Below are 13,688 nucleotides of genomic sequence, written 5' to 3'. Positions count from 1 at the left end.
GTCTCCAAAAGGGGTGTTGTTAGCCGTTGATTGACGTTATACTTGTAAACCTAAATCTTTTTAAAATGGTTTACAAGTCACCTTATGACGCCTGCTGATTTAACATTCGACCAACTCCATATCTGGCACCCCTACACCTCCATGACCCAGCCGCTGCCGGTTTATCCGGTCGTTTCGGCAGCAGGCTGCGAGCTGAATCTCGCCGACGGCACGCCGCTGGTTGACGGCATGTCTTCCTGGTGGGCCGCGATCCACGGCTACAACCATCCGCGCCTGAACCAGGCGATGAAACGCCAGATCGACGAGATGTCGCACGTCATGTTTGGCGGCATCACCCATCCCGCCGCGGTGGCGCTTTGCCGCAGGCTGGTGGCGATGACGCCTGAGCCGCTCGAATGCGTTTTTCTGGCAGATTCAGGCTCCGTCGCGGTAGAAGTGGCGATGAAAATGGCGTTGCAGTACTGGCACGCGAAAGGCGAGCCGCGCCAGCGCTTCCTTACTTTCCGCCACGGCTACCACGGCGATACTTTCGGCGCCATGTCGGTATGCGATCCTGACAATTCCATGCACTCTTTGTGGCAGGGTTATCTTCCGGAACATCTGTTCGCCCCCGCTCCGCAATGCGGGTTTGACGACCAATGGGATGAAATGGATATCGTGCCCTTCGCGCGGCTGATGGCGGCGCATCGGCAGGAAATTGCCGCGGTGATTCTCGAACCCATTGTGCAGGGCGCGGGCGGGATGCGCTTCTACCACCCGGAGTGGCTGCGCCGTATTCGCCGCATGTGCGATCGCGAAGGAATTTTGCTTATCGCCGACGAAATCGCCACCGGCTTTGGCCGCACCGGCAGGCTGTTTGCCTGCGAACACGCGGGCATCGCGCCGGATATTATGTGCCTGGGTAAAGCGCTGACCGGAGGAACCCTGACCCTTTCAGCGACCCTTTCCACCCGGCACATCGCCGAAACCATCAGCAACGGCGAGGCGGGCTGCTTTATGCATGGCCCCACGTTTATGGGCAACCCGCTGGCCTGCGCGGTAGCCAGCGAAAGCCTCGCGCTGCTGGAGGAAGGCGGCTGGCAGCAGCAGGTGAAGGATATCGAACGGCAGTTGCAAACAGGGCTGCAGCCCCTGCAGGACTGCGGGCAGGTAGCGGACGTGCGCGTGCTGGGCGCGATTGGCGTAGTGGAAACCCGTCAGCCGGTGGATATGGCCGCGCTGCAGGCTTTCTTTGTGCAGCAGGGCGTGTGGATCCGCCCCTTCGGGCGTCTTATTTACCTGATGCCGCCGTACATCATCAGCCGCGAACAGCTGGCAAAGCTTATCGCCGCGGTGGCAAAAGCCGTCGAAAACCCGGCTTTCTTCAAAAGCTAGCCGCCTGCAGGCCGTGCAAGGATGCACTACACTACGAAGATCTTTTCATGCGCCTGACAGGAAGAAGCTAATGAAAATTCTTATGGTACTCACCTCGCACGACCGGCTCGGCGATACCGGCAAATCCACGGGCTTCTGGCTTGAAGAGTTTGCCGCGCCCTGGTACGTTTTCCAGGATGCCGGGCTGGACGTAACCCTTGCATCCCCCAAAGGCGGGCAGCCTCCGCTGGATCCCAAAAGCGACGAGCCGGACGCGCAAACCGACGCAACCCGCCGCTTTCGCAGCGATACAACTGCCCAACGGCTGCTTGCCAGCACCCATAAGCTTGCTTCCGTAAACGCCGAAGATTTTGACGCCGTCTTCTATCCCGGCGGCCACGGTCCGCTGTGGGATCTGGCCCAGGACGCCAACTCCATCAGGCTGATTGAAACATTTTGGGCCAGCGGCAAGCCGGTTGGCGCGGTGTGCCATGCGCCGGGCGTGCTGCGCGAGGTGAAAACGCCGGATGGCGTTGCGCTGGTGAAGGGCAAACGCGTCACCGGCTTTACCAACAGCGAAGAAGAGGGCGTGGGCCTGACGGCCGTGGTGCCGTTTCTGGTCGAAGATGAGCTGAAAAAAGCCGGCGGCCTGTTCGAGCGTACCGACGACTGGGGCGAATATGCCGTCGTCGACGGCCATCTGGTTACCGGGCAAAACCCCGCCTCTTCCACCATCGCTGCCGAAGAGCTGCTGAAACTACTCGATCTCTAATCACAAGGAGCGGTTATGAAACTGATTAGCCAGGACATTAAAGAGGGTGAAAAGCTCCCTTCCCGCCACGTCTTTAACGGCATGGGCTACGAAGGCGACAACATTTCCCCGCATCTGGCCTGGGACGATATTCCGGCCGGGACGAAAAGCTTTGTGGTGACCTGCTACGATCCGGACGCGCCAACCGGCTCCGGCTGGTGGCACTGGGTGGTCGCCAACCTGCCCGCCGGTACCCGCGTCCTGCCGCAGGGCTCCGGTTCTGATTTAGTGGAGCTGCCTGAACCCGCGGTGCAGACGCGCACGGACTTCGGCAAAGCCGGCTACGGCGGCGCGGCTCCGCCGAAAGGCGAAACGCACCGCTATATTTTTACCGTTCACGCGCTGGACGTCGAAAAGCTGGATGTCGATGAGAACGCCTCGGGCGCCATGGTCGGCTTTAACGTCCACTTTCACTCGTTAGGAAGCGCCTCTATTACCGCTTTGTTTAGTTAATCCCACCTTTTATGAAGCCGATTGTGCAAATCGGCTTCCCGTTTCGCTCAACTTAGTATAAAAATGCAGGCCTTGAGGACACCCCTTTTTCAACCGCACAGCAAGGAGCAACCCTTGAACACATTATCGGTTACTCGTCGGGCCGCCGCGCTCGCTTTTGCCGTTGCCTTGAGCGCCTGTAGCTCAACGCCGCCAGAAGACCGTCCATCCACGCAGATGGCGCCGGGAACCCAGTCTCGTCCGATTTTATCGGCGGAGGAAGCGCAGAACTTCGTTCAGGCGCGTTACTTCTCATCCATGAATAAAGATGAAGCGCCGTGGACGCCTTCCTCCATTCGCCTGCCGCAGCAGCCAGACTTCGTGGTGGGAGCCGCGGGCGGCCAGGGCGTAACCCATACCTCCATCCAGGCAGCGGTTGACGCGGCGATTGCGAAGCACAGCAGCGCGCGTCAGTACATCGCCATTCAGCCGGGCGAATATCCGGGCACCGTCTACATCCCTGCCTCTTCCGGCAGCGTGACGCTGTACGGCACAACGGATAACGCCGACGACGTGAAAATCACCATGCCGCTGGATTCGGAAATCGATGTCGCGACCTGGCGTCGCGCGGTGAACCCATCAGGCAAATACATGCCGGGTAAACCAGCATGGTATATGTTTGACAGCTGTCAGAGCAGCCGCGCCGCCACCGTCGGCATCATGTGCTCCGCCGCGGTTTGGTCGCAAAACAGCGGCCTGCAGCTGCAAAACCTGACCATCGCCAATACCCTGGGCGACGGCGTCGACGCCGGCAACCACCAGGCCGTGGCGCTGCGTAGCGATGGCGATAAGGTCCAGCTGAACAATGTGCATCTTCTTGGCCGCCAGAACACCTTCTTCGTGACCAACAGCGATGTGCAGAACCGTCTGTTAGACAACCGTCAGCCGCGCACGCTGGTAACCAACAGCTATATTGAAGGCGATGTGGACGTGGTGAGCGGCCGCGGCGCCGTGGTGTTTGAAAACACCGACTTCCGCCTGGTTAACAGCCGCACGAAAGAAGGCTCGGTCTTCGCGCCAGCGACGCTGCCAAACGTGTTCTACGGCTTCCTTGCCGTCAACAGCCGCTTTACAGCCGCAGGCGACGCGCAGCTGGGCCGCGCCTGGGACGTTGAAGCGTCTGAAAACGGCTATGCCGCGGGCCAGACCTCTAACGGGCAGGTGGTTATCCGCGATAGCGTGATCAACGAAGGCTTCAATACGGCAAAACCATGGGGCGACGCCATCGGCTCTAAACGTCCGTTTACCGGCAATATCGGTACGAAAGACGAAAAAGAGAATGTTCAGCGCGATCTCAACGATAACAACGCTAACCGCCTGTGGGAGTTCAACAACCGCGGCGCAGGCAGCCAGGTCGTTGCCGAAGGCAAGTAAGTCCATTAAAAAACCTCGCATTCGCGAGGTTTTTTTTTATTGCCCGAACGCGGCATCAGTGAGCGTTAACCACTACCCACATTGGTCCCTGCCCTACCGCATAGCGCCCTTTCTCTTCCAGCAGCCCCTGCACGCCGTTGATTTGATACACCGCGATGTGGTGAGATTTCTGACCCGCTGCGATCAGATATTTACCGCTGTGATCGACGTTGAAGCCGCGCGGCTGGGTTTCCGTGGGCTGGAAGCCCTCCACGGACAGCACGCTGCCGTCTTCAGAGACGCTAAAGATGGTGATCACGCTGGCGGTGCGATCGCAGGTATAGAGGTGACGTCCGTCCGGCGTGATATGAATGTCCGCCGCCCAGCGGGTATCCGAAAAGTCCGGCGGCATGATATCGAGCGTCTGCACGCATTCGATTTTGCCGTATGGATCTTTTAGCTCCCACACGTCAACGGAGCCGTTCAGCTCATTCACGCAATAGGCATATTGTTGGTTAGGATGGAACGCCATGTGACGCGGACCCGCGCCTTCTACCGTCGTGACTTCGGCCGGACTTTGCGCAACCAGCGCGCCGTCGTCGGACAGCGTAAACAGGCAAATGCGATCCTGTTTTAGCGCCGGCACCCACAGGGTGCGGTTGTCAGGAGAGATATTGGCGGAGTGGCAGCCTTCAAGACCTTCCACCACGGATACCGTCTCGCCCGGCAGGCCGTCATTGCGCAGGCTTATCACGCTGACGCTGCCGGCGTTATAAGATGCGCTAAAGAGGAAGCGGCCCTGATGGTCGGTGGAAATATGCGTCGGGCTGCCCGGCAGCGCGGCCGTGCCCGCTTCGCTAAGGGTGCCGTCATCGGGCGAAATACGCCAGGCAATCACGCGAAACTCCGGGCGCACGCCAACGTACAGGTAGCGCTTATCCGGGCTGATAACCATCGGCTGGACCTGGCCTGGCACGTCGACGACCTGCACCAAAGTGAGCTCGCCCTGCGCATTCAGAGACCAGACGTGGATCTGCTGGCTTTCGGGGCTGGCGGTATAGACTGTTTGTTTCATGAAATCTCATTCCTCCCAACGTATCGAGTGATAGTCACAAGGGTAGCCCGTTTTGCCGCTTCGGGGCGCTATTTTGAACAACGTCCCGGGCGGTGTACTATCGGCGCAGACCCTGTGACTTGAATTTGACTGGAACCTGAAATGACGTATCGAGTAATCGCCCTTGATCTGGACGGCACCCTGCTGACGCCACAAAAAACCATTCTTCCTGAATCACTAAGCGCATTGCAGCGCGCCCGCGAAGCCGGGTTCAAAGTAGCGATCGTCACCGGCCGCCATCATGTCGCCATCCATCCTTTTTATCAGGCACTGGCTTTAGATACACCTGCAATTTGCTGTAATGGCGCTTATTTGTATGATTATCATGCGAAAAAGGTTCTGAGCGCCGATCCGCTTAGTTCACAACAGGCCGTTCAGCTTATTGATTTACTCGATGCTCATGACGTTCACGGGCTGATGTACGTCGATGACGCCATGCTGTATCAACGGGCGACGGGCCATATTATGCGCACTGAAAACTGGGCGCGTTCGCTGCCGGAAGCGCAGCGGCCGGTCTTCCGCCACGTGAATTCTCTGCGTGAGGCGGCCCATGAGGTTGAAGCCATCTGGAAGTTCGCCCTCACCGATGAAAACATTCCCCAGCTGCAAAACTTTACCAAAAAGGTGGAACAGCAGCTGGGGCTTGCCTGTGAATGGTCGTGGCACGATCAGGTGGACGTCGCGCAGAGCGGCAACAGCAAAGGCAAACGCCTGGCGCAGTGGGTGGAGTCTGAAGGGTTAACGATGGATCAGGTGATTGCCTTTGGCGATAACTATAACGACCTGAGCATGCTGGAAGCCGCCGGGCTTGGCGTGGCGATGGGCAACGCCGACGAGGCCATTAAGGCCCGCGCCGACCTGGTAATCGGCACCAACCTCGAAACAAGCATCGCCGAAACGATTTATAAACACCTGCTGTAGCGGACAGAAAGCGGTGGATGGCGCTACGCCTGTCCACCCTCTGTTTGCGGACCGCGCCGACATAATCAGGTCGTTATCGACACGCTTTTGATTTGTGCATACAGCCACTGGCCGGGTTTTATCGCCAGCTCATCCCGCGCCCATGGGCTGATGCGCGCCCACAGCGTTCTGCCGCCCACTTCCAGCTGCACTTCAACCTGCCCGTTATCGTCAAAACACTGCGCCACTTTTGCGCGCAGCACGTTACGGATGCTGCTGTTTACCGGCGGCTGCAGAATCAGCGAAACATCCGAAGCCTGAATGCGAATGCGCAGCGGCGCCTGCAGCGGCTTATCGAGCTTATTCACCCACAGATGCTGGTCGCCCAGCGCCAGGGCGGTCATCGCGTAATGGGGATGATGCTCAAGCACCGTGACCTTCAGCACGCTGCTCTGCTGCTCTTTCGGCAGCCAGGGATGCATAACGCTGCTGCCCCACACCTCTTCGAGATTGCCAAAAGCTTTCACGTCGCCGCCGTCAAGCACCAGCACTTTATCCGCAAGGTGCAGGATTTCCTCCAGCGAGTGGCTGACGTAGAGCATGGGGATATTGATTTCCTTCGCCAGCCGCTGCAGGTAGGGCAACAGCTCGCGTTTGCGGGGAATATCAAGCGAGGCCAGCGGTTCATCCAGCAGCAGCAGTTCCGGCGAGGTCAGCAGCGCACGGCCGATAGCCACGCGCTGTTTTTCACCGCCCGAAAGGCTCCATGGAAAACGCTCCAGCAGCTCCCCGATGCCAAGCAGCGCCACCAGCTTGTCGAACTGCCCGGCCATGTTTCTGTTCATACCGTACTTAAGGTTGCCGCGCACGCGATAGTGCGGGAAAAGACGCGCGTCCTGGAAGACGTAGCCAATGCGGCGTTTTTCCGGCGCCAGGAAAATTTTGCTCCCGGCATCGCTCAATATGCGATCGTTGAGCACGATTCTGCCCTGCTGGGGACGGGTCAGGCCGCTAATCGCGTTTATTAACGACGTTTTGCCCGCGCCAGAAACGCCAAAGACGGCCGTAATCCCCTGGCCCGGCAGGGTTTCGTTAATGGTCAGGCGGTGTTCGCCAAGCGTCTGGACGAAATTAAGCTCCAGCATCACATCAGCCCTATACGTTTACGGCTCTGGCGGGCGAGCCATTCGGCCACCAGCAACGACGCCAGCGCAAGGACGATGGAGATCATGCACAGCCGGGCCGCGGCGCTTTCGCCGCCGGGAGTCTGAATTAAGGTATACATCGCGGAAGGAATGGTGCGCGTCTCGCCTGGAATATTGGAGACGAAAGTAATGGTCGCGCCAAACTCGCCCAGCGAGCGGGCAAACGCCAGCACCGTTCCGGCGATAATTCCCGGCAGGGTAAGCGGCAAGGTGATGGTGCAAAAGACCCGCCAGCGCCCGGCGCCCAGCGTGCGGGCCGCCTGCTCAAGCTTCATGTCCACGCCTTCGAGCGCCAGGCGAATAGCCCGCACCATCAGCGGGAAGGACATGACCGCGGCCGCCAGTACCGCGCCGCGCCAGCTGAAGGCGAAGGTGATGCCGAACACGTCGTAAAGCCACGCGCCGATAAAACCGCGTCGGCCCATGGCTATCAATAACAAATAGCCGACCACAACGGGCGGAAGTACGAGTGGAAGATGGATAAGACTGTCGAGCAAGGCTTTGCCCGGGAAGCGGCATCGCACCAGCACCCAGGCAAATAAGATCCCAAACGGAAGACTAAACAGCACGGCAAGAGTTGAAACTTTCAGGCTCAGTAATACCGCCTGCCATTCGGGATCGGTCAATATCATTATTTGGTCGTAAATCCGTAACGTTGGAAGATAGCTGCCGCTTCCGGTCCTTTCAGATAGCCATAGAATGCGGTAACGGTTGGGTTATCGTGGCCTTTGACAATCGCAATAGGGTATTCCACCTTTTCGTGGGAGTCTTCAGGGAAGGTTCCTACTACCTTCACGCCCTTGCTGGCTACGGCATCGGAGCCGTACACAATGCCCAGCGGTGCCTCTTCGCGCTCAACCAGCGCCAGCGCGCCGCGCACGTCTTCTGCCGGAGCAAGTTTAGGCGATAATGTCTCCCAGGCGCCCAGCTTCTGCAGCGCGCCTTTGGCGTAAATCCCCGCCGGAACATGGTCAGGGTCGCCGACCGCCAGACGTCCGCCCTTGAGCAAATTAGCCCAGTCGGTTTTGGCGTTAATCGCCACATCGTTCAGCTTGCTGTCTTTCGGCGCCACCACGACCAGGCTATTGCCGAGCAGCGTTTCGCGGCTGTCTGTTTTAATAGCGTCTTTGCTGACCGCGTAATCCATCCATTTCTGGTCGGCAGAAATAAACAGATCCGCAGGAGCGCCCGCCTCAAGCTGGCGCGCTAAAGTGGAGGAAGAGGCGAAGGAAGACGCCACCTCGACCTTTTTGTCTTTTTGATACTGCGCGGCAATATCCTGCATCGCATTGGTTAACGACGCTGCGGCAAACACGGTGATTTTGCTGTTATCGGCAAAGGCCCTGACCGGCAAGGCTGACGCTTAATGCCGCGCCAAAAGCGAGACGTACCCACTGCTTCATCATAATATTTCTCCACTGACTTTCGTTATGTACGCAGGAATATAACGAAAACAAACAGAAAGATACAGATATTATCGGCAGAAAAAGAAAGGACTTTAAAGAGAAAAGCCCGCGGAAGCGGGCTTTCGGAAATCAATGGTGCTGTTTTGGCTGGTCGCGATGGCCAACTTTTGAGAAGACGTTGAAGACTTCACCCAATCCGTAGATCAGACCGAGGATCACTGCCATCACTACCGGCACCATGATTACGGCAAATACCAAACTTTTCAATAACTCTAACATGATTGCCTCAGGTGAAAAGTGAGAAGGACTATTCTAACCAGCCGCCAGAAAAACGCACTGTCCTTTTGTGCCATTTGCCCGCATCGCCGCAATAGAGGAAAATAGCCTTTTTTCTTGTCCGGAGAGGGTATGCAGGCCGAAATACTACTTACGCTAAAGCTCCAGCAGCGGCTGTTCGCCGATCCGCGCCGCATCGCGCTGCTGAAACAAATACAACATACCGGCTCAATTAGCCAGGGCGCTAAGCTTGCGGGCATCAGCTATAAAAGCGCCTGGGACGCCATCAACGAGATGAACCAGCTCGCCGAAGAGACGCTGGTTGAGCGCGCCACCGGCGGCAAGGGCGGCGGCGGCGCTATCGTCACCCGCTACGGTGAACGCCTTATTCAGCTCTACGAACTGCTCGCGCAAATCCAGCAGAAGGCGTTTGACGTGCTGCGCGACGACAACCTGCCGCTCGACAGCCTGCTTGCCGCCATTTCCCGTTTCTCTTTGCAAACCAGCGCCCGCAACCAGCTGTTTGGCACGGTTTTGCATCGCGACAGCGAACAGGTTCAGCAGCATATTGATATTTTGCTCGCGGATGGCTCAACGCGCCTGCGCGCGGCAATCACGCGCCAGAGCGCGGAGCGCTTAACGCTTAGCGAAGGCAAAGAAGTGCTGGTGCTGATCAAGGCGCCGTGGGTGGAGATCGCCACCGATGAAAGCCGGGCAAGCCATGCGGATAATCGTCTGCCGGGCATTGTGCAAAGCGTGCAGCAGGGCGCCGAACAAAGTGAAGTGCTGGTTCATCTTCCGGATGGGCAAACGCTGTGCGCAACCGTGCCGAACAGCGTGGTGGAACATCAGCAGCTGGCAGAAGGCTCTGAGGTCGTAGCATTTTTTAATGCCGACCGCGTGATTATCGCCACACTGTGCTAAATGATTGCGGCGAATTGACAAGCGCGCGGACAATCCGTAATGCTGGGTTATCACTGCAAAAAATGGGATAACACATGGCTGCGTTGCAAATTTCGCAAGGTATCTTTCGCATTAGCGATACACGAACCCTGACCCTCAATGACTTAACCATTCGCTCAGGCGAGAGCTGGGCGTTTGTCGGAGCGAACGGCAGCGGGAAATCCGCGCTTGCGCGCGCGCTGTCAGGCTCCCTGCCGCTGCTGAAAGGGGAACGAACGTGCAGCTTCTCCCGCCTTGCCCATCTCTCCTTTGAACAGCTGCAGAAGCTGGTCAGCGATGAATGGCAGCGCAACAATACCGATCTGCTCAGCCCCGACGAAGAGGATACCGGGCGCACCACCGCAGAAATTATCCAGGAAGAAATCCGCGACCCGGCGCGCTGCGAAGCGCTGGCGACGCTGTTTGGCATCGCCCCCCTTCTGACGCGCCGTTTTAAATATCTTTCCACCGGCGAGACGCGCAAGACGCTCCTTTGCCAGGCGCTGATGCCGCAGCCGGATTTACTGATTCTGGACGAACCCTTCGACGGGCTGGATGTAAAATCCCGCGAACAGCTGGCTGGCTTACTGGGCGAGCTTAGCGCGCAGGGCTATACGCTGGTGCTGGTGCTCAATCGCTTTGATGAAATTCCGGATTTCGTTCAGCACGCGGGCGTGCTCGCCGACTGCACGCTGATTGAAACCGGCGAGAAGAAAACGCTGCTTGAGCAGGCGTTAATCGCCCAGCTGGCGCACAGTGAAAAGCTTGCGGGCGTGGCGCTGCCGGAGGCCGACGACCCGAGCGCCCGCTATACGCTGCCGGAAGGCGAGCCGCGCATCATCCTGCGTGATGGCGTGGTGGAATATAACGACCGCCCTATTCTGCATAAACTTTCCTGGACCGTGAACCCCGGCGAACACTGGCAAATTGTCGGCCCCAACGGGGCGGGAAAATCCACCCTGCTAAGCCTGGTGACGGGCGATCACCCGCAGGGCTACAGCAACGACCTGACGCTGTTCGGCCGCCGTCGCGGCAGCGGCGAGACCATCTGGGATATTAAAAAGCATATCGGCTACGTCAGCAGCAGCCTGCACCTGGAATACCGCGTCAGCACCTCGGTGCGCAACGTTATTCTCTCGGGCTTCTTCGACTCCATCGGCATTTACCAGGCCGTTTCCGATCGCCAGCAGAAGCTTACCCGCGAGTGGCTGCATATGCTCGGCATGGACAACGCCGTCGCCGACGCCCCTTTCCACAGCCTGTCATGGGGCCAACAGAGGCTGGCGCTTATCGCCCGCGCGCTGGTTAAGCACCCGACGTTGCTGATTCTTGATGAGCCGCTGCAGGGCCTGGATCCGCTAAACCGCCAGCTGGTGCGCCGTTTCGTGGATATTCTGATTGGCGAGGGTGAAACCCAGCTGCTGTTCGTTTCACACCATGCCGAAGACGCCCCGGAGTGTATTACGAAGCGGCTAAGCTTCGTGGCCGACGGCGATGTGTATCGCTATGAATTTGAGGATTTGTCGCCCCGTTAAGCTCTTTACCAGGCGGCGCGCGACCTTGCGCCGCCACCCCGCCGTCACTTTCAGACAACCTGCAAAATCATTTCGCCTTATAGTTGTTTTATAATCATTTTTTACTGCGCAAAACCCTGAGAAACAGTCAGTGTAAACGATTCCACTATTTTATCGCATGTCACACTTTTCGCATCTCTGTTATGCTATGTTTAATACATACCATAGCCGTAATGGAGCGAAAAATGAGAGTTCTGGTAACAGGTGGTAGCGGTTACATTGGCAGTCATACCTGCGTGCAGCTGCTGCAAAAGGGTCATGACGTTGTCATTCTGGATAACCTGTGTAACAGCAAACGCAGCGTGCTGCCGGTAATTGCGCGTCTCGGCGGCGGTAAACAGCCGCTGTTTATCGACGGCGACATTCGCGACGAAGGCCTGCTGGCTGAAATTTTCCACGATCACCAGATCGACGCCGTTATCCACTTCGCCGGGCTTAAGGCCGTGGGCGAATCGGTCAACAAGCCGCTGGAATACTACGACAACAATGTGACAGGTACGCTACGCCTCATTACCGCGATGCGCGCCGCCAACGTGACCAACTTTATCTTCAGCTCCTCGGCTACCGTTTACGGCGACCAGCCGCAAATTCCTTACGTAGAAAGCTTCCCGACCGGCACGCCTGCCAGCCCTTACGGCCGCAGCAAGCTGATGGTCGAGCAGATTCTGACCGACCTGCAAAAAGCCCAGCCGAACTGGAGCGTTGCGCTGCTGCGTTATTTCAATCCGGTGGGCGCCCATCCGTCAGGCGATATGGGCGAAGATCCGCAGGGCATCCCAAATAACCTGATGCCCTATATCGCCCAGGTCGCCGTTGGCCGCCGCGATTCGCTGGCCGTTTTTGGCAACGACTACCCGACCGAAGACGGCACCGGCGTGCGTGATTACATTCACGTCATGGATTTGGCCGACGGCCACGTTGCCGCAATGCAGACGCTTGAGAACAAGCCCGGCGTGCATATTTACAACCTCGGCGCAGGTATCGGCAGCAGCGTCCTGGACGTGGTCAACGCCTTCAGCAAGGCGTGCGGCAAACCGGTAAATTACCACTTCGCTCCGCGCCGCGACGGCGATTTGCCGGCTTACTGGGCCGATGCAAGCAAAGCAGATAAAGAACTTAACTGGCGTGTCAGCCGTACGCTGCAGGAAATGGCAGATGATACCTGGCGCTGGCAGTCCCGCCATCCTCAAGGCTATCCGGATTAAGGAAAAGTGATGGAGCAGTTTAACCCGGTGGATCATCCACATCGTCGTTATAACCCACTAACGGGCCAATGGATTCTGGTTTCTCCGCATCGCGCCAAGCGCCCCTGGCAGGGCGCCCAGGAAACCCCTTCTCAGGAAACATTACCGGCGCACGATCCGGACTGTTTTTTGTGTCCCGGCAATACCCGCGTCACCGGCGATAAGAATCCGCAGTATACCGGCACCTTTGTCTTTACTAACGATTTTGCCGCGCTGATGACGGACACGCCGGATGCGCCAGAAAACGCCGACCCCTTGATGCGCTGCGAAAGCGCGCGCGGCACCAGCCGGGTGATTTGCTTCTCTCCCGATCACAGCAAAACGCTGCCGCAGCTTTCCGTTCCCGCCCTTGAAGAAGTGGTGAAAACCTGGCAGGAGCAGACGGCCGATCTCGGCAAAACCTACCCCTGGGTGCAGGTTTTTGAGAACAAAGGCGCGGCGATGGGCTGCTCCAACCCGCATCCGCACGGACAGGTTTGGGCCAACAGCTTCCTGCCTAATGAAGTGGCGCGTGAAGACGCGCTGCAGCGCGAATATTTTGCCCGCCAGGGTTCAGCGATGCTGGTGGACTACGCGCAGCGCGAGCTAAATGACGGCAGCCGTACCGTAGTGGAAACGGAGCACTGGCTGGCGGTGGTTCCTTACTGGGCCGCCTGGCCGTTTGAAACGCTGCTGCTGCCAAAGGCGCACGTGCTACGCATCACCGATCTGAGCGCGGAACAAAGCGGCGATCTGGCGCTGGCGCTGAAAAAATTGACCAGCCGCTACGATAACCTTTTCCAGTGCTCTTTCCCTTACTCCATGGGCTGGCACGGCGCCCCCTTTAACGGTGAGCAAAACGACCACTGGCAGCTGCACGCGCACTTCTATCCGCCGCTGCTGCGTAGCGCGACGGTGCGCAAATTTATGGTCGGCTATGAAATGCTGGCCGAAACCCAACGTGATTTAACCGCAGAGCAAGCCGCAGAACGCTTGCGTGCCGTCTCCGACGTGCACTTTCGCCAATCAGGAGTTTAAA

General features: G+C 58.1%; 13 protein-coding genes and 1 pseudogene. 9 read left to right on the top strand and 5 right to left on the bottom strand.

Annotated features, from left to right (window positions below; genetic code table 11):
• Positions 1-84: 84 nt before the first annotated feature.
• The 4 genes from bioA to WLO32_RS06380 all read left to right on the top strand — a co-directional run bounded on the left by bioA (position 85) and on the right by WLO32_RS06380 (position 4,030).
• The gene (bioA, locus tag WLO32_RS06395; protein WP_435947625.1) at positions 85-1,374 is read left to right on the top strand and encodes an adenosylmethionine--8-amino-7-oxononanoate transaminase; all 1,290 of its coding nucleotides are present in this window, start codon (positions 85-87) and stop codon (positions 1,372-1,374) included.
• Positions 1,375-1,444: 70 nt separating this feature from the next.
• Positions 1,445-2,125, top strand: a complete 681-nt coding sequence (locus tag WLO32_RS06390; RefSeq protein WP_435947624.1) for a type 1 glutamine amidotransferase domain-containing protein — start codon at positions 1,445-1,447, stop codon at positions 2,123-2,125.
• 15 nt (positions 2,126-2,140) lie between these two features.
• Positions 2,141-2,617: a kinase inhibitor gene (locus tag WLO32_RS06385; protein ID WP_435947623.1), complete on the top strand. Its 477-nt coding sequence runs from the start codon at positions 2,141-2,143 to the stop codon at positions 2,615-2,617.
• A gap of 114 nt (positions 2,618-2,731) precedes the next feature.
• Positions 2,732-4,030 carry a putative acyl-CoA thioester hydrolase gene (locus tag WLO32_RS06380; RefSeq protein ID WP_435947622.1) on the top strand — a complete coding sequence of 433 codons (1,299 nt, stop codon included), beginning with the start codon at positions 2,732-2,734 and terminating at the stop codon, positions 4,028-4,030.
• A 55-nt stretch (positions 4,031-4,085) separates the two neighbouring features.
• Here the strand turns inward: WLO32_RS06380 and pgl are convergent, their stop codons facing one another.
• A complete protein-coding gene (pgl, locus tag WLO32_RS06375) occupies positions 4,086-5,084 on the bottom strand; it encodes a 6-phosphogluconolactonase (protein WP_435947621.1) in 999 nt (332 codons plus the stop codon).
• Positions 5,085-5,225: 141 nt separating this feature from the next.
• Between pgl and WLO32_RS06370 the strand changes: the two genes are divergently transcribed.
• Positions 5,226-6,044: a pyridoxal phosphatase gene (locus WLO32_RS06370; RefSeq protein WP_435947620.1), complete on the top strand. Its 819-nt coding sequence runs from the start codon at positions 5,226-5,228 to the stop codon at positions 6,042-6,044.
• A gap of 65 nt (positions 6,045-6,109) precedes the next feature.
• Here WLO32_RS06370 and modC read toward each other — a convergent pair whose 3' ends face one another.
• From modC to WLO32_RS06350, 4 genes and pseudogenes are all read right to left on the bottom strand, one after another.
• Positions 6,110-7,168 carry a molybdenum ABC transporter ATP-binding protein ModC gene (gene modC / locus WLO32_RS06365; RefSeq protein WP_435947619.1) on the bottom strand — a complete coding sequence of 353 codons (1,059 nt, stop codon included), beginning with the start codon at positions 7,166-7,168 and terminating at the stop codon, positions 6,110-6,112.
• Positions 7,168-7,860: a molybdate ABC transporter permease subunit gene (modB, locus tag WLO32_RS06360; RefSeq protein ID WP_435947618.1), complete on the bottom strand. Its 693-nt coding sequence runs from the start codon at positions 7,858-7,860 to the stop codon at positions 7,168-7,170. Before modB ends, modC begins: the two co-directional genes overlap by 1 nt.
• Positions 7,860-8,634: pseudogene (gene modA, locus WLO32_RS06355) on the bottom strand (molybdate ABC transporter substrate-binding protein). Before modA ends, modB begins: the two are co-directional and overlap by 1 nt.
• Positions 8,635-8,763: 129 nt before the next feature.
• A complete protein-coding gene (locus tag WLO32_RS06350) occupies positions 8,764-8,913 on the bottom strand; it encodes an AcrZ family multidrug efflux pump-associated protein (RefSeq protein WP_121265095.1) in 150 nt (49 codons plus the stop codon).
• A 129-nt stretch (positions 8,914-9,042) separates the two neighbouring features.
• Between WLO32_RS06350 and modE the strand changes: the two genes are divergently transcribed.
• The 4 genes from modE to galT all read left to right on the top strand — a co-directional run bounded on the left by modE (position 9,043) and on the right by galT (position 13,687).
• Complete coding sequence (gene modE / locus WLO32_RS06345) at positions 9,043-9,834, top strand: molybdenum-dependent transcriptional regulator (RefSeq protein WP_435947617.1); 792 nt, start codon at positions 9,043-9,045, stop codon at positions 9,832-9,834.
• 74 nt (positions 9,835-9,908) lie between these two features.
• Complete coding sequence (modF, locus tag WLO32_RS06340) at positions 9,909-11,387, top strand: molybdate ABC transporter ATP-binding protein ModF (RefSeq protein WP_435947616.1); 1,479 nt, start codon at positions 9,909-9,911, stop codon at positions 11,385-11,387.
• A gap of 224 nt (positions 11,388-11,611) precedes the next feature.
• Positions 11,612-12,631 carry a UDP-glucose 4-epimerase GalE gene (gene galE, locus WLO32_RS06335; RefSeq protein WP_435947615.1) on the top strand — a complete coding sequence of 340 codons (1,020 nt, stop codon included), beginning with the start codon at positions 11,612-11,614 and terminating at the stop codon, positions 12,629-12,631.
• A 9-nt stretch (positions 12,632-12,640) separates the two neighbouring features.
• Positions 12,641-13,687: a galactose-1-phosphate uridylyltransferase gene (gene galT / locus WLO32_RS06330; protein ID WP_435947614.1), complete on the top strand. Its 1,047-nt coding sequence runs from the start codon at positions 12,641-12,643 to the stop codon at positions 13,685-13,687.
• Position 13,688: the final 1 nt, after the last annotated feature.

The sequence above is a fragment of the Dryocola mayonis genome (genome assembly GCF_051307045.1).
In the GTDB taxonomy this organism is placed as follows: Bacteria; Pseudomonadota; Gammaproteobacteria; order Enterobacterales; family Enterobacteriaceae; genus Dryocola.
This window is presented reverse-complemented; position numbering and strand designations above follow the sequence as displayed.